The sequence below is a fragment of the Bacteroidota bacterium genome, assembly GCA_005882315.1.
Taxonomy (GTDB): Bacteria; Bacteroidota; Bacteroidia; order Chitinophagales; family Chitinophagaceae; genus VBAR01.
In genome coordinates this window covers 1,220,217-1,237,161 of record VBAR01000001.1, presented here as the reverse complement: position 1 = coordinate 1,237,161, position 16,945 = coordinate 1,220,217, and the positions used below count along the sequence as shown (strand labels likewise).

Here is a 16,945-nt window from a genome sequence, read left to right as displayed (position 1 = left end):
TAAAATAAACGATATGCAAAACCCCATTTATCCCTGCCTGTGGTTTGATGGCAATGCAAAAGAAGCTGCAGAATTTTATTGCGCTGTTTTTAAAGATTCGAAAATAACTGTTGATACGCCGATGGTTGTCAACTTTAATATTTTCGGAAAAAAATTCATGGGGTTGAACGGCGGGCCCATGTTTAAAATAAACCCCTCTATCTCGATGTTTGTTTTATTCGATACTATTGATGAAACAAATGCAGCCTGGGAAAAATTATTGGATGGCGGAAAAGCGTTAATGCCAATTGATAAATACTTCTGGAGTGAACGATATGGTTGGGTGCAGGATAAATATGGAATGACCTGGCAGGTGTCGGTTGTAAACAATGCCGGCGATTCGCAAACAATAACTCCATCTATGTTATTTACCGGTAACAAGTTTGGCAAAGCTGAAGAAGCAATAAAATTTTACACCAGTCTTTTTAAAAATTCTTCTATCTCCGGAATACATCTTTACCCGGCCGGAGATGCCAATGAAGGTAAAGTGATGTTCGCTGAATTTAAACTGAATGACTACAATATGATTGCAATGGATGGGCCTGGTGAACATGCTTATACTTTTAATGAGGGATTATCATTAGTCGTTAGCTGTGATACACAGGAAGAGATAGATCATTACTGGAATAAAATGATCGCAGATGGCGGTAATGAAAGCATGTGTGGTTGGCTAAAAGATAAGTTTGGTGTATCCTGGCAAATTGTTCCTTCTGTAATTGGAAAATTGATGACTGATCCTGAAAAAAGTGGAAGGGCAATGCAGGCTTTAATGAAAATGAAAAAGCTGGTGATCGAAGATCTGGTGAATGCCTGATAAACTAATATTTCTTATTATAAAATTTTAAAAAGAAATTTATGACTGCAAAAACAACAAATATTCTTTATTGGGTATTTACGGTTTTGTTTTCCGGGCTGATGATTTATTCTTCCATCGGTGGCATTGGCCCAAGTGACGAGGTAATTGAAATGTTTCATAAAGGCCTTGGCTATCCTATTTATTTTATACAGTTTATCAGTTGGGCCAAGATAATTGGTGCAATCGTCATTTTAATTCCGGGATTGAAAAGAATTAAAGAGTGGGCTTATGCTGGTTTGTTTTTTGATTTGGCTGGCGCCACCTATTCTGGTATTGCGATAGCGCCGGATAATATTGACCCGAGAATAGCCGGGATGTTAATGTGGATCATACCGGGGATATTATCTTATTATTTCTGGACTAAAAAACAAGCTTTATAATTTTAAAGCAGCTTCATGCAAAAAACAAAAGCTCCTTCTTCAGTCGATGAATATATCGCCAGCTTTCCTGATGAAACAAAGAAGCGACTTATACAATTACAGAAGGCAATTAAATCTGTTGCTCCAAAAGCAGAAGAGTTGATCAGTTATGGTATTGCAGGGTATAAACATCATGGTGTTCTTATTTATTTTGCAGGATGGAAAAATCATATCAGTCTTTACCCGGCGCCGTGGAATGCTGCAGAATTAAAAAAAGAAATGTTGGAATATAAAGGAGCTAAAGGGACAATAAAATTTTCAAGTGACAAACCGCTTCCATTACAGCTGATCAGAAAAATAGTAAAATACAAGTTGGAGGAAAATGAATTAAAAGCTGGTTTAAAAAAGAAAACCGAAAAGCCAAGTGATGATGAAAATGTGAAAGAATGGATCGCAAATCTGGATACTGCAACAAAGAAACAGATAGATGCAGTTAGAAGCATTATAAAAACAGCTTCTCCAAAACTTAACGAAAGGATCAAATGGAATGCCCCAAGCTATTATTATAAAGAAGATATAGTCACATTTGGACCTTCCAGGAAAAAAGACCAGGTCCTTCTTGTTTTTCATCATTCCAATATTATAAAAATAAAATCTGCCTTGCTGGAAGGGAATTATAAAGACCGGAGACTTGTTTACTTTAATTCACCGGCAGAGATAACAGCAGGCAAAAAAGAACTGGGTAGGATTGTAAAAGAGATGGTTAAAATGATAAAATAAAAAGCAGGCCGACTAGAGGGAGCCGCCTGCGTACTTCGGTCTGCTTTTGACCATACATTAACATGAGAAAACTTCTTTGTGTGTTGTAGAATAACTCTCTCGTCTTTCTTTTATAAAATTAGTTTCCTCTTTCTCAGTTATCAAATCACATTTGCCGGAACATGATTAATTCATGTTTAAAAAAAATTATTTCTTCGCATCATTCATTATTGCCACCCATAACATTAAAAAAGCCATCAGACTTTCGACTGATGGCATTAACTATACTGCTTGTTCTAACTACTACTGTTTTACAAATACTCTTTGTCCTGTACCATACCCGACATTTACTACATTCCAGGTAGCACCTGTTGCAGTGAACGCTATATTAATTACAGAAAAAGTTCCGGCATCTGTTGGTTGCGAAGGCGCCGTATAAACATTCAGCGCTGTTTCAACCATGATCACAATTGTGTTAACGCCTACTCCTGCACCCCCGGGGTTTGTTACTTCATAAACACCCGGTGCAAGTTTCGTGATATAACAATTGACTCCTGTTGCTGTTCTCAAATAAGTACCCGAACGATCAATAGGGTTATTAACAGAAGTTACGGCTACTAATCTTGTTGCTGTTGTTGCAAATCCGTTTGAATTGGATGCGCTATAGTTAACAAGATATAAACCGGGCACAGCTGTATTTACATTGCTTGATGTTGGTTGTATATCAGTAACCGCACCTGTGATATCATCTGTCAGTTTTGCGCCTGCATCGGTATAGGTTGCACCAACTGCTTGAATCACCAGCTCACTTCCATTCAATGTTATTTCCGGGTAGCTCACCTTTACTGCTCTTGAAACATCGGCTGTCGTATCTTTTTTACACCCTGTAAAAATTAATGCCGATAGTATGAATGCAATTGAAATTTTATTTATCAGTTTCATTGTTTAGTTTTTTAGGTGAACAATCAGTTTTGTCCTGTTGTGTTTACATCCCACCATACTTTATCCGTTACCAATTTTTGTGCTGGCGTATTAGGGTTGCTTGTTACTTCCGAATCAGGATACAGTAAACGGGCCGGGAATAGATTTCCAATATTGCTGCTAGCGGAAATAGTGAAAATATCGGGGTAACCCGTTCTTCTCCATTCGGTCCATGCTTCTACGTTTTGTGATCCGCACAGCGCTGTCCATTTTTGAGTGATAATCGCTTTTATTTTTTGTTCCGCTGTTCCGGCAGCAGGATAAGCTACTTGAGGTTGTGCTACATATGTTGCAAACTGTGCAGAAGTTAATCCCCAGCTTAAAAATGAAAGTTCAATCGCATCATTATATAATTGCTGTGCATTGCCTGTTCCCCATCCTCTTACTACTGCTTCTGCTTGCAGGAAATAACTTTCTGCTTCACTCATAAATATCACTCTTGCTGCTGCGCCACCCGGTCCGCCGACTGCTGCACCCGGTTTTGAGAATTGTCTGTCGTTAAGTGTTGCAGGGTTAGGAAGATTTCTTCCATTGCCTTGCAATATACCGACATGGTTTCCTGTATTAGGAGCTGCTGTTGCTCTTTTATATACAACATCAACTCTTGGGTCGTTTAATGTAAGCATTCTGTTCAGCGATGTGTTGCTTGCGAGAATATTAAATTCACCAAGTGAATTGATATGAGCATACAGAGGGTGTTGATTAAACTGAGTTGTTGTAAAATGCAACGATGCTTCGTCACCAAAATCAACAAACTCTGCATTGGCTGCATACATAGCTTGTATACCCACTTGTGCTATTTGTGGACGTACATACGCTTGCCGTAGGTAAATTTTCAGTTTTAATGTGTTGGCAAATTTTTGCCATTGGTGCATATCGCCATTATAAAAGAAATCATCAGTACCGGGATGAAGAGTACTGTTTTCGTCAATCAATGCTATACCCTCATCTACCAGTCTTATCAATCCGTCATACACATCTTGCTGTGAATCGTATTTCGGTGCAATATTTCCCTCGCCGGCTTTTAATGCGTCAGAAAAAGGAATATCGCCATGCAGGTCTGTCATTACCTGGAATAAATAGGCTTGCATAATTTTTCCGATAGCCGCATAATTTACACTGCCGGTTCTTGTTCCTTCATCAACGATATATTTAAGATCATTCAATGGACCCGCATACATGTTGATCCATCTTGCATCAAAGGTTCCGCTGTTGATGCTGTACTGATCATAAGCCTGGTATTGGCTTCCTGTTGGCCCTTGTGTCCAGTATTGTGCCCAGTAACCCCCCAAAATCTGGTAGGGATTTCCGAGATTATAGGCTGCATAGCCCTGTGCTGTTGGCAACACCAACTCAATTGCTGCTTTTGTTGGATTGTTAGGATCTACGTTTACATCCAGAAAATCTTTTTTGCAAGATGACACAGCAATCATAACAGTAAGCGCTGCCGTTATTTTTATTGTTTGTAATGTTTTCATGATCTAAAGTTTTTAATAGTTAGAATACCAGTCTTATGTTAGCGCCATAGTTTCTGAGTGATGGGATGGTTCCATATTCATATCCCTGCACATTACCCGTTCCAAATGAACTTGTTTCGGGATCAGAGTAAGTGTTTTCATCTGGTGTCCATAAGAATAAATTTCTACCGGAGAATCCTACTGTGATGCCTTTAATAAATGATGTTTTGAATAATGTATTTGGCAGGCGATAGGATAATGATACTTCACGCAGTTTTATAAAACTTGCATCTATCAGCTGTTCCATTGCCCTATTCGTGCTGAATGAGGTCCAATAGTTTTCAGCATTCTGCACTGGCGTTGTATTCGCCTCATATTTTCCATCTGGTCTCAGTATTACACTACCGGGTACCACGAATGGCTGCCTGTCATTATATAATGTCCTTGGATCAGTACCTAAAAATTCCTGTAATGATCTTGTTCTTGAATAAAAGACCCCACCACTACGGCCATCAATAAGGAACGATAGCGTAACCCCTTTATAAGAGAAACTATTATTTAAGCTTGCCAGGAAATCCGGTTGAACATTGCCGTGGATCTTTGCTTCCGGATCAGTAATAGGATATCCTGTTGTTTGATCAACAACTATATTTCCTTCGGGACTTCTCAAAAATCCTGCGCCAAAGAAGGCACCATAAGGCTCACCAACCTGTGCAACTAAAGCACCGCCGTTAAATCCTCCAAGTGCTAATTGATTGGTGCCGGGGAACAGTTCAACTACTTTATTATTATTCTTTGTAAAGGTTCCTGTTACTTCCCATGTAAAGTTTACACTTTTCACGGGTATACCACGAACAAGCACTTCAATGCCTTTATTAGTGATAAGACCTGCGTTCAATGTTTGGGTTGTATAGCCGGATGAGGCTGCAATAGGCACAGTAATGATCTGGTCTTTACTCCTGTTAGAGTAAACAGTTCCTTCAATGTTTACCCGGTTTTTAAATAAACCAAGTTCAAGTCCTACTTCATATGATGTGGTGATCTCTGGTTTGATATTCGGGTTACCAATAGCATTGCCTTGTGTAAAACCTGCGACTCCATTCAGCGGAAAATCAACTCTTGAGTTTGCAAAACCATCGGTTACTGATCCTGTAACAAATACTGATTCTAATAAATACGGTGCAGCATCATTACCCACCTGGGCGGCATTGGCCCTTATTTTACCATATGAAATAAACTCTGGTAAATGGAATGCATCACTAAACACAAATGATGAGCTTACACTTGGATAGAAGAAACTGTTATCTCCTTTAGGTAATGTTGATGACCAATCATTTCTTCCTGTAATACCGAGGTATAAAAAGTTTTTATAAGAAAGATTAATGTCTGTGTAAACACCATACAACCTGCGTAATGTATAAGCATTGGTTGCTCGTGGTGGTTGTGCAGAGTTTGCGAGATTATAGTAGAAAGGGATGGTGAGTGAATTGATCTCGCTGAACAAAATATCTGTATTACGCTGGCGGATATTGTGTCCTAGTAATACACTTAATGAAAGATCGTTGGTAAGTTTTCTTTTCGCAGTTGCAATAAGGTCGCTGGTAAACTCCCGGATATTAATTGATGTTTCAGCATAATGCCCCGGGAACAAGGCTCCGGCATTTTGCCCATTCGGGTCAGGTGTTCTTTTTGATTCGATCTGTTTTCTTTTATCCCCCGAAACATCCGTGCCCACCCGAAGGCTAATATCAATCCAGCTTACGGGTTTATAACCAATATTTACATTTCCTAATACACGGTCAAGTGTTGATGTATAAGAATCTTCGCCCAGTAAGTACCATGGGTTAATAGTATAGGCACCATAATAACCATTCAAATCATTAAACTTGTTTCTATAATCTTTCAATTCAAGTAATGAAATATCTCTTGGCGTTTGCAACACCTGGTCATAGGGAGAGTTGCCTTGTCCCTGTATGGTGAGATCTCCTTTTGATCTTATATAATTAATAGCAACGCTGCTGTAGATCTTATCCGTAAGGTCTGCTGTTCCATTCATCCGGATCGAGGTACGATTATACTTTGTTCCGGGCATGATTCCTTTCTGGTCTACATTATTCAGTGAAAGGAAATAACTGTTCCTATCATTGTTTTGGGCAAAAGAAACGTTATTGGTTGCGACCCCACCGATATCAAAAAACTCTTTTACATTATCTTCTAAACCAACATAAGGTTTTACTCTCTGTGAATCGCCGACTTGTTGTCCCCAGGGTGTTACTTGTCCATCAAACCGTGGTCCCCAGCTAAAGTTTTCCCGGCTATCAGGAGCACCTTGTCCACCCTGCCCAAATTCATTTTGATATTTTGGCAAGCGCAGCAATGATTCAACGTTGTAAGAACTGCTAACAACTATCTCAGTTTTTTTGCCTTTTAGGCTTTTGCCTGTTTTAGTTGTAATGATTATTGCTCCGTTAGCAGCACGGGTTCCATATAATGCGGCAGCCGCAGGTCCTTTCAACAATGTTACTGATTCAACATCTTCGGGATTCAGATCATTGCCGCGGTTTCCGGCATCTACCTGGTTATTGAGATTATCGCCTGCATCTATTTGTGAGTTGTCAATCGGAATACCATCTACTACCATCAATGCCTGGTTGTTTCCTGTAATAGAAGTTCCACCCCGGAAAACAATTCTTGTAGAACTACCTACGCCGCCTGAACTTCCTGTTATCTGTACGCCGGCTACTTTGCCCTGCAGCGAGTTCAAAACACTTCTGTCTTTTCCTTTTGTAAGTTCTGCGTTGTTGATAGTAGTAGTTGCATAGCCCAAACTTTTTGCTTCACGTTTGATTGTGTTTGCTGTTACCACTATTTCTGAAAGTTGTTTTGCTTCTTCATCTAAAGCAATATCAAGCGTATTGCCTGATGAAGCTTTCAGCTCAACATTTTTATAGCTGATAATTGAAAATACCAGAGTTGCATTATCAGGCACATTACTCAACTGGTATTCGCCCTGTGCATTTGTTTGTGTTGAGATCTTATTCCCTTTTATATTTACAGTAACGCCGCTCAGCGGTGTTCCGTCTTTTTTGTCAGTCACTTTTCCGGATACAGTTTTCTGTGCTTGTGCAACTGCAAATCCGGAAATGACCAACGCAAGCAATAGCAAAAATCTTTTCATAGCTTTAGTTTTCTGATTAAACAATGTGGTTCCGTTTGTAAAGACACCGTTAACGGAAATGTGCTTCACAAAAACATTGGTTAAAAACTGAAGCATGATTAATTAATCCTGAAACATGATGTATAAAAAAATTACGTGGTGAACACTGTGTATAATTGTTTCGTTTGTCAGAACACTGTCATACAAAAACTTTATGATATACGCAGGTGTTTATTCTTGCTTACCGCTTATAAAGCATATTAGCCGCGAAAAGAATATTGACTATTAGTTAACAGCACTTATAAATAGTTTGTTGTCTGTATAAATAATGTACTGCATGCACATGAAAAAACTGCGGCCAGGTATTTATCATGTTCATCCTGGCACCCACTGCTATGATCAGAGACGTGTACTTGAGAATATTTTTTATTCCCCTGCTGGGGATTGCTATCCCGTATATATCGGGTGCAATACATTACAGGCTTTATTCAACGCCTGAACTCCTTGCGTATAATTGTTATTTCATTCTCACATCGTTTATTATTTGGCGAGGCAGCAATTGGATGCATGCAAAATTGCGTTCCGTTTATATTCCCGTTTCAAAACCATTTGCAAGAATTGCGGCTGTATCTATTTCCAATGCAGCATATGGCGCTGCAATTGGTGGCATTTCAGTATTGCTCTGGTTCCGTTTTTCAAAGGAATCATTTGCCTGGAACAGTTTTTATAAATTCATTGCAGTCTGCATGCTTGCAGTGGTCGTGTTTACGTTGGTTTATGAAATTCTTTTCCTAAGTAAAGAACGGGAACTGGACACACAGCTGGTGAGTGAAATGGATAGAGAACTTACACAGGCGGAACTTGTTGCGTTGCACAATGAAATGGATCCTCATTTTATTTTTAATTCTTTAAATGCTATGGGTTCGCTTATTATGAATAATCCCATGCAGGCCCATTTATTCAATACAAATCTTTCGGAGGTTTATAAATATTTTTTGTTGAATAAAACCAAAGAATTGATTCCGCTAAATGAAGAACTGGATTTTTTGGAAAATTATTTTTTTCTTTTACAAATACGCTATGACAAAAAATTACGTTTACAAATAGATTCAAGTGTAAAATCTGGTGACTTATTGATACCGCCCTGTGCATTGCAGATATTACTTGAAAATGCGATCAAGCACAATGCGTTTTCTGAAAAGGACCCTTTAAATATCAGCATCATTGCCAATGGTCAGTATCTGAAAGTGACAAATAGTTTCCGTCCCAAGCCATACTCCGCCAACTCAACACACACAGGATTAAAAAATCTCAGTTCCCGGTTTCGTTTGATTTGTAAAAAGGAAATAAACATTGAAAGCGGCCCCGGGTTATTTACTGTTAAGCTGCCGATCATTAAACAATCCTAAAACCATAAGCCATGACAAAAGCTATTATCATTGAAGACGAAAAATTGGCCGTCAGCGCCATTATGCATGCCCTTTCTGAGGTCTCATTTCATGTACACATCGAAACCGTATTGGGTTCTGTAACGGAAGCAAAAGAATATTTTACTTCAAATGCTGAAGCAGATATTATTTTCAGCGACGTGCAATTGCCTGATGGTTTTTCGTTTGAAATCTTTAAGTCAATTGAAATTAAAACGCCGGTAATCTTTATTACTGCTTATGATGAATATATGTTGAATGCATTTGAACACAACGGTATTGATTATTTATTAAAACCTGTTGGAACAAAAGAATTGGAGAAGGCATTATTTAAATACCGGATGCTTGAAAAACATTTCTCCAACCAGAATGAAGCCGTACAGCGTTTTGTTCACCAGTTTGAAGGACGCCGCAAAAATCGCTTATTGGTAAAACGTGGGCTCGAATATATTTCCCTCCGACTCGAAGATGTTGTCCTGTTTTATACCGAAAACAAACTGGTATATGTAGTAGATACGGCCGGTAAAAAATATTTATCTGAAAAAAATCTTTCCGAACTGGAAGAAACACTGGATAACAGCCGTTTCTTCAGGGCAAACCGTCAATACATCATTCATATTAATTATATCAAGGGCTTCAAAACATTTGACCGGGTAAAACTTTTAGTTGATCTGAATATTCCCGAGATCAATCATAATATCATTATCAGCCAGGAAAATTCTTCGCAGTTCAGGGAGTGGATGTATAATGCTTAAAAAAAATATTTCAAAAATTCTGCCCCAAATTTTTGTGTAACCAAAAGGTTTCCTATATTTGTAACCGAAAGGTTACACAAATAAGCATTTACCATGAGAAGAGACGTATTCCAGGCTATCGCCGACCCAACACGCCGCCAGATCATTCATATGATTGCACAAGATTCGCTACACCTGAATTCGGTAGCAGAAAAATTTAATATAAGCCGGCCCGCTATTTCAAAGCATATAAAAATTCTTACTGAATGCGGGTTGATCGTTATAAAACAACAGGGCCGGCATCGATATTGTGAGGCAAAGCTTGACCGGCTTAATGAAGTCTCTGAGTGGGCAGAACAATACCGGAAATTCTGGACACAGAAACTTGATGCACTTGAAATTTATCTGGATGATTTACAAACTAAAAAAACTAAATCAAATGCAACAGCAAAAAGAAAAAAGAAGTGACACTACGGGAAGAGAGATCGGCATTTCCCGTCTTGTGAATGCACCAATTGACCTGGTGTGGAAAGTATGGACAAGCCCTGAGCATATAAAGCATTGGTGGGGGCCGTCAGGATTTACAAATACAATTTCCAAAATGGATGTAACTCCGGGAGGCGAGTGGGAATTTATAATGCATGGTCCCGATGGAACTGATTATAAAAACAAACATATCTATAAAGAAATCATCAAGCCAACAAAACTGGTACTGGAGCATGTAACAGGACCAAGGTTTGAAATGACTGTTACGTTTGAAGACCGCGGAAATAAAACGATGGTAAACATTCATTCTGTTTTTGAATCGGCAGAACAACTCGCAGAAGTAATCAGAGTATTTAAAGCTGATGAGGGAATGAAACAGAATGTGGACAGGATGGAAACTTATCTAAACAATTATCAACAATAAAAATAAGTATTATGATTGCCGTTCAGCCTTTCGTTATTGAAAGAACCTACAATGCTCCAATTGAAAAAGTATGGAATGCCCTGACGGATAAAGACCAGATGAAGAAGTGGTATTTTGATCTGGCAGAGTTTAAGCCTGTTGTTGGTTTTGAATTCCAGTTTTATGGTCAGGGCCATAAAGGTGAGCAATACCTTCATTTGTGTAAAGTGACTCAGGTCGTCCCCGGTAAAAAAATTTCTTATACCTGGAGTTATGACAAATATGAAGGGGTTTCAGAAGTTAGTTTTGAATTATTTGTCGAAGGCGATAAAACAAGATTAAAGCTTACACACGAAGGCCTCGAAACATTTCCTTCTAATAATCCCGATTTTGCAAAACAAAGTTTTTCAGACGGCTGGACCATGCTTATTGGCACATTGTTGAAAGATTTTGTAGAACAATAAATGGACGAACCGAACCTTTATCCTGCACAATTGTTTATAATAAATGCAGGTAAATATTTTCTGGTTTCGCCGTGATTTAAGATTGTTTGACAATCATGGTTTATTCCGTGCATTGAAAAGCGGTAAGCCTGTTTTGCCAATTTTTATTTTTGATAAAAAAATACTTGGTGCGCTGCCGGATAAGAATGATCGCCGGGTTTCTTTCATTTATGATTCTCTGAAGAAAATTCAGGAACAGCTTATTCAATCAGGTTCTTCGCTACATCTGTTTTACGATACTCCGTTGAATGCTTTTAAAAACCTCGCAGAAGAATATAGGATCGGTGAAGTATTTACCAACCATGATTATGAGCCATATGCCATAAAACGGGATGAAGAGATTTTTGGATTTTTAAAAGAACGAGGAATTCGCTTTTCTTCTTATAAGGATCAGGTGATATTTGAAAAACGCGAAGTGTTGAAACCTGATGGAAAGCCGTACACCATTTTTACTCCTTATTCAAAAACCTGGAAAGCTAAACTGCGGCCCGAAAGTTTATCTTCTTTTCCATCAGAAGAAAATTTTTCGTCTTTTCTTAAAACGAGGCCTCTTCGTTTTCACTCGTTGAAAGAACTTGGATTTAATCATGTAGATTCAGCTGTTCCTGGAACTTCGATCGACCCTTCAATCGTTTCAAATTACCACAACACAAGAAATATTCCTTCTGTAAATGGTACAAGTCGCCTGAGTGTGCATTTACGTTTTGGCACAGTAAGCATCCGCCAATTACTAAAAGCTGCAGCCGAATTAAATGAACAATGGTTGAATGAATTGATCTGGCGGGAATTTTTTATGATGATCCTTTTTCATTTTCCTGATGTTGTAGCTTGTTGCTTCAAACCAAAGTACAATCATATTGAGTGGAGGAATAATGAAAAAGAATTTGAACTTTGGTGTAAAGGAGAAACCGGTTACCCGATCGTTGATGCCGGTATGCGGGAGCTGAATGAAACAGGCTATATGCACAACCGGGTAAGAATGGTGGTAGCAAGTTTTCTAACTAAACATTTGTTGATCGATTGGCGATGGGGGGAAGCTTATTTTGCAGAGAAGCTGTTGGACTTTGAGCTTTCGTCCAATAATGGTAACTGGCAATGGGCCGCTGGTTGCGGTTGTGATGCGGCTCCTTATTTCAGAGTGTTTAATCCATCAGAACAAACTAAAAAATTTGATCCCGATCTTATCTATATCAAAAAGTGGGTAAAGGATTTCAAGCCTGGTTATTTGCCACTCATCGTTGAACATGATTTTGCAAGAAAAAGAGCGTTGGAAGTATATAAGCAATCTTTGAATGAAGAAATATGAAGCAACTTGTATTTAAACAGTTTTTACCCATCAGCATGGAAGAAGCCTGGGATTTTTTTTGTTCTCCAAAAAACCTTGCTAAAATAACTCCCGGAGATCTTCATTTCAAAATATTGAATGAAGTGCCCGATAAAATGTATCCAGGCACCATTATCATTTATGAAATAAGCCCGTTTCTTAATCTTCATTTTAGCTGGATTACCGAAATAACTGTTATTAAACAATATGAATATTTTATAGATGAACAGCGCAAAGGCCCCTATCGTACCTGGCATCATGAACATCATTTTGAAAAAGTAACCGGCGGGGTGATGATGACAGATAAACTTTACTATGATATTGGTAAAAGCATTTTTGGCTGGCTGGCCGGTAAGCTGATCGTCCATAAAAAAGTTGAGAATATTTTCAACTATCGCTATCAAAAGCTTGAAGGGCTTTTTGTAAAGAAATGATAGGAGAAAATTTTGTTTTTTCCTTACCTTCCCTTTTAATGAATGTAAAACTTCGTCCAGAAAAGTATTTGCGTTATCTCTACCTGCCTAATCTGTTTGCCACCCGGCGAACCAAGGAAATTTTGAGTGTAAACCCAACGGTGGACCCTGTTCGTGAAGAAGCAAGGGAGATAAAGGTTTTTGTATACGATTTCGGTCCCGATGATTTTACCGAACATGAAGCCGATAATGTAATAGACTGTTTTCATTTCAAGCACAGCAACCGCATCAGTTGGATCAATATAGACGGTCTACGAAAATCAGATGTGGAAGCTGTGTGTACTCACTTTGATGTACACCCTTTGCTTATTGAAGATATTCTGAGCATGAACCAGCGTCCAAAAATGGATGAAGTAGAGGGGGTAATGTTTTGTCTCTTGAATATGCTCTATTACAATGATGAGAAAAAATCAGTTGAGACAGAACAAATAAGTATTGTGTTGGGAAAAGAATTTGTTATCAGCTTCCAGGAAGATGCGAGTCGTGATGTGTTTAACCCATTAAGAAATAAACTAAAGATCGCAAAAAGCCAGATCCGCCAGCGTTCGGCTGATTATCTTTTATACGCTATGCTTGACCTTATCGTAGATAATTATTTTATGGTAATGGAAAAGCTAGGTGAACAAATTGAAATTATTGAAGAGGAAATTATACGCCGGAGTAACACAAGAAGTCTTGCCAAATTAAATCTGCTGCGTAAAGAGCTGATCGTACTAAAAAGGAATATTGCCCCGGTACGTGACCTTGTCAATGGCATTCTCCGGAGTGAAAGCGATTTGCTTGATGACCGCACTACAAAATATTTTAAAGATGTATATGATCATATCGTACAGGCAAATGATCTTGGCGAAAACTATCGTGATATTATGGTGAGTATGCAGGACCTATACATCAATAACGTAAACCTTAAGATGAATGAAGTCATGAAGGTGATGGCAATCGTAACCTGTACACTTGCGCCGGCTACGGTTATCGGCGGCATCTTTGGTATGAACTTCGATAAAAACGTTGAGTTCTTTCATCAACCCTGGGGATTTTATACCGCTATTGTTCTGATGCTTGCGATCCCCATTGTTATGCTTTGGCTATTCAGGAAAAGAGGCTGGTTCTGATTTCTATAAATTTATTTTTTCTTGTAAACAGGAACAGTGCTACATGGCTCGCCGTACATGATGCTTTTCGCAACGGGCTTTAATAGCTTTGTTATTTCTGCATAAGCAAATTCACCGATCGGTGTTTCACCGCAACCTTTTATCACCATTCTCTTATCAGCATATTCGTTTGTGTCAATTGCTGCAAGGTTTTTTAAAAACAATATGCGATGCAATTCTTTTTCATCCCCCATTACAAAATCTTTTGCAATGCCTGTTAGGCCAGATGCCACCAGCATATAAGCCCAAACGGGAATAACAGCATCGGCGCTGCAAGTGATAGCAACATATTTATTTCTAAATTTTTCCCAGTCAAGATTCTTCAGTGACTCCCGGAATTCTTTTTCTTTCAAGATCATTCCCATAAAAAGGTAATCTTTCATATCAAACACCGCTACCTCGCCTTTAGGGAAATAGTTTTCCAGGTCAAGAGTTATTAATCCGCTGTCAGCCACTTTATTTACTATCGCATCGCTCATATCTACAAAATTAGTTTTTTCCGGTTGGTCATTCTTGCGAAATGGGTAAAAGAAAACCGTCCCGCAATGCGGGACGGTTTGTATGAGTTTTCTTAAGCTTTTAATAATAATCCTTTCGTTTATCCTTGATACTAGCTCCTTCACGCAAGGCCTGAAGGGTGCGGGATGTGAATTTTCTTGAGTTTATGATATTGGCCCTTTGCTCGGTTACATTGGCTGTAGCCAATGGCGCCGTTCCCGTGCTGTGTACTTGTAAAAGATAAACACCTTGCGCCCCTTCAATCATTTCGGGTACAACCTTGCCTTTATTAGCAGGGTTGAATGCAGCGCCTAGTAATTTTTGTTCGCCAGCCAATGCTCTTGGGTTTGATGAACTTATGCTGTCAACAGTCTGAACTGTTTTACCAAGTACTGCTGCTGCCGCTTCAAGTGTTGTTATTGTTCCGATTTTTTTCCTGATGATCTCAGCCTTCTTTTTATTGCGCAATGCAGGTATAACATTCATTCTCGCTGTTGCAGCATTTTGTGTGCCTTCGTTCTGTACTTCGGTTACTGCTACTACGATATAATCCATTCCTACTTTTTCGGGTTGTAGCACTTCGCCTTGTTTTGCTTCGTAGATCTTTTTAACCAGTGTTCTTGATTCGCCAAGATTGCCGAAGCTATATGCGCTGGGCAGGATATTGGGCATAATGCCTTTAGCCAATCCTTGTGGTTTTAGTTCTTTTTCAAATACATCATCAAACGACTTTAGGTCGCGGGCCTTTCCGGCAAATGCATTCGCCTTACCAGATACTTCTGTTTCTGTTTCTGGACTTGTTTCAATTTCTCTTGAAAGAAAAGCAAGCTTAACAATGCGGTTATCGGCTGCGCCAAAATGCTTTAACACTTCTATATAGTGAAATCCGAATTCTGTATAAACTACACCTTTAGAGCCGGGAGCATTTGTAAATATGTAATCATTGAAATTGGCGACCATAACATTCCACTTCACATTTTTATAAACGCCACCGCTGTCTTTACGTCCCTGGTCATCATTATATTTTCTATTAACCGAATCAAATGAAATGCCCTGGTTTATTAAACCAATGATGCTATCATTCAAAAACTTTCTTGCTTCGGCGGTATCTCTTGTTTGTGTAAATGTTCGGGTTTGTGGGTCCAGGTCTGCTGTTTTCACTAATATGTGACGAACCGTTACAGAATCTGGAATCATTCTGCTTTCAATCATTTTTGCAGTAACAAAATGTGCATTGTCGAGATAAGGACCGTAAACATCGCCTACCGGAATTTTTAACAGTGTGTCTTTATTCGCTTGCTGCATATCTGCTGCACGAACATAATTGTTTGAATAAGGAAACGCAGAACCTTCCCCATCTAAAAACACTTTTGCATCAGCCGCAGTTTTGAATTTTTCTGTTAACGAAGCAACTTTTTCTCTTGCAGCCAATGTATCTGCTTTACTTGGCGCTGCGGAAAAGGCAACATAGCTTACGCTGCGGCTTTCAATTTGTTTAAATTGTTTTTTATGCTTGTTCACATAGGCCATTACTTCGTCATCAGTAATTTTTACTGCACTATCCGGGCCCATAATTGAATCAACATATCTTACCTGTACAAAAGAAACATTTGCAATGCGGCTTGCGTCTGCATTTTCACTTTCAATGATCCAGCGTGGTACATTGGCAGAGTTGGAAAAAAGCGAATTGAATTTTTCTTCGAGACGAACACGATCAAAATAATTCAACAACTCGATCACCTGTGTTTTCTGTTCTGCATTATTACCTCTTTTAACCTGGTTGATCGTTTGCAATGCCTGTGCACCATTGTAGGGTTGTCCCTGTTGGCCGAGGTATTGTTGAGCAGCCTGCAGAGGATGTTCCCCGGCAATCATATCTGCTCTTTCATTTTCTGTAATAGATATTCCAAGCTTTTCCAATTCAGCATCAAGAATTGTCTTGTTTATTTCCTGGTTCCAAACAGCATCAACAGCTTGTCCTGTTTTTGCATCAGCGGTTATACCGGGTTGCTGCGATTCAATACTTCTTTGCGCAGCGTCAACTTGTTTGCTGAATTCGTTGTGTTTTATTTTCCTTCCGTTTACTGTACCAACGCTTGCGCCGGCAAGGCCAGAGAACATTCGACTGCGACCCACTGAAGCATCCATTAAAAGGAATCCAATAATGGCAAGTGCTATTCCTACCACCGCCCACTTTGCGTACTTGTCACGAATAGTCTGAATAATAGACATATAATTATATAGGTTTTTAGAGGGTAAACTCTCCCTTATTATTTATGATTTTAAGGGGTGGCAAAAATAGGGGAAAAACTGTGGAAAACAGAGGCCTCTCGCCGGG

The 16,945-nt window shown here is 39.0% G+C and carries 16 protein-coding genes; 11 read left to right on the top strand and 5 right to left on the bottom strand.

Features of this window, described 5'->3' with window-relative positions; genetic code table 11:
- The first annotated feature begins 13 nt into the window (after positions 1–13).
- The 3 genes from E6H07_05075 to E6H07_05065 are packed head-to-tail and all read left to right on the top strand — an operon-like array spanning position 14 to position 2,034.
- Positions 14–853, top strand: coding sequence for a VOC family protein (locus tag E6H07_05075; GenBank protein TMI65295.1), 840 nt, complete (start codon positions 14–16; stop codon positions 851–853).
- A gap of 41 nt (positions 854–894) precedes the next feature.
- Positions 895–1,275 (top strand): DoxX family protein, encoded by a 381-nt coding sequence (locus E6H07_05070; protein TMI65294.1) that lies wholly within the window; start codon positions 895–897, stop codon positions 1,273–1,275.
- 15 nt (positions 1,276–1,290) lie between these two features.
- Positions 1,291–2,034 carry a hypothetical protein gene (locus E6H07_05065; GenBank protein ID TMI65293.1) on the top strand — a complete coding sequence of 248 codons (744 nt, stop codon included), beginning with the start codon at positions 1,291–1,293 and terminating at the stop codon, positions 2,032–2,034.
- A gap of 282 nt (positions 2,035–2,316) precedes the next feature.
- Here E6H07_05065 and E6H07_05060 read toward each other — a convergent pair whose 3' ends face one another.
- The 3 genes from E6H07_05060 to E6H07_05050 are packed head-to-tail and all read right to left on the bottom strand — an operon-like array spanning position 2,317 to position 7,725.
- Complete coding sequence (locus E6H07_05060) at positions 2,317–2,955, bottom strand: DUF5011 domain-containing protein (protein ID TMI65292.1); 639 nt, start codon at positions 2,953–2,955, stop codon at positions 2,317–2,319.
- A gap of 23 nt (positions 2,956–2,978) precedes the next feature.
- Complete coding sequence (locus E6H07_05055) at positions 2,979–4,472, bottom strand: SusD/RagB family nutrient-binding outer membrane lipoprotein (protein ID TMI65291.1); 1,494 nt, start codon at positions 4,470–4,472, stop codon at positions 2,979–2,981.
- 19 nt (positions 4,473–4,491) lie between these two features.
- Complete coding sequence (locus tag E6H07_05050) at positions 4,492–7,725, bottom strand: SusC/RagA family TonB-linked outer membrane protein (protein TMI65290.1); 3,234 nt, start codon at positions 7,723–7,725, stop codon at positions 4,492–4,494.
- A 254-nt stretch (positions 7,726–7,979) separates the two neighbouring features.
- Here E6H07_05050 and E6H07_05045 point away from each other — a divergent pair, with 254 nt between their 5' ends.
- The 8 genes from E6H07_05045 to corA all read left to right on the top strand — a co-directional run bounded on the left by E6H07_05045 (position 7,980) and on the right by corA (position 14,070).
- Positions 7,980–9,017 carry a histidine kinase gene (locus E6H07_05045; GenBank protein ID TMI65289.1) on the top strand — a complete coding sequence of 346 codons (1,038 nt, stop codon included), beginning with the start codon at positions 7,980–7,982 and terminating at the stop codon, positions 9,015–9,017.
- Positions 9,018–9,028: 11 nt separating this feature from the next.
- A complete protein-coding gene (locus tag E6H07_05040) occupies positions 9,029–9,790 on the top strand; it encodes a response regulator transcription factor (GenBank protein ID TMI65288.1) in 762 nt (253 codons plus the stop codon).
- A 93-nt stretch (positions 9,791–9,883) separates the two neighbouring features.
- The gene (locus tag E6H07_05035; protein ID TMI65287.1) at positions 9,884–10,237 is read left to right on the top strand and encodes a winged helix-turn-helix transcriptional regulator; all 354 of its coding nucleotides are present in this window, start codon (positions 9,884–9,886) and stop codon (positions 10,235–10,237) included.
- Positions 10,209–10,679: a polyketide cyclase gene (locus E6H07_05030; protein ID TMI65286.1), complete on the top strand. Its 471-nt coding sequence runs from the start codon at positions 10,209–10,211 to the stop codon at positions 10,677–10,679. The genes E6H07_05035 and E6H07_05030 overlap by 29 nt, the downstream gene beginning before the upstream one ends.
- Before the next feature lie 14 nt (positions 10,680–10,693).
- Positions 10,694–11,122 (top strand): SRPBCC domain-containing protein, encoded by a 429-nt coding sequence (locus tag E6H07_05025; GenBank protein ID TMI66468.1) that lies wholly within the window; start codon positions 10,694–10,696, stop codon positions 11,120–11,122.
- Positions 11,123–11,165: 43 nt separating this feature from the next.
- Positions 11,166–12,467, top strand: a complete 1,302-nt coding sequence (locus E6H07_05020; GenBank protein TMI65285.1) for a deoxyribodipyrimidine photo-lyase — start codon at positions 11,166–11,168, stop codon at positions 12,465–12,467.
- Positions 12,468–12,502: 35 nt separating this feature from the next.
- The gene (locus E6H07_05015) at positions 12,503–12,919 is read left to right on the top strand and encodes an SRPBCC family protein (GenBank protein ID TMI66467.1); all 417 of its coding nucleotides are present in this window, start codon (positions 12,503–12,505) and stop codon (positions 12,917–12,919) included.
- A 38-nt stretch (positions 12,920–12,957) separates the two neighbouring features.
- Positions 12,958–14,070 carry a magnesium/cobalt transporter CorA gene (gene corA, locus E6H07_05010; protein TMI65284.1) on the top strand — a complete coding sequence of 371 codons (1,113 nt, stop codon included), beginning with the start codon at positions 12,958–12,960 and terminating at the stop codon, positions 14,068–14,070.
- Positions 14,071–14,081: 11 nt separating this feature from the next.
- Here corA and E6H07_05005 read toward each other — a convergent pair whose 3' ends face one another.
- Together E6H07_05005 and E6H07_05000 are read right to left on the bottom strand one after the other, a co-directional pair.
- Positions 14,082–14,588, bottom strand: coding sequence for a DUF2480 family protein (locus tag E6H07_05005; GenBank protein TMI65283.1), 507 nt, complete (start codon positions 14,586–14,588; stop codon positions 14,082–14,084).
- Between the two features lie 100 nt (positions 14,589–14,688).
- Positions 14,689–16,839, bottom strand: coding sequence for a hypothetical protein (locus E6H07_05000; GenBank protein TMI65282.1), 2,151 nt, complete (start codon positions 16,837–16,839; stop codon positions 14,689–14,691).
- Positions 16,840–16,945: the final 106 nt, after the last annotated feature.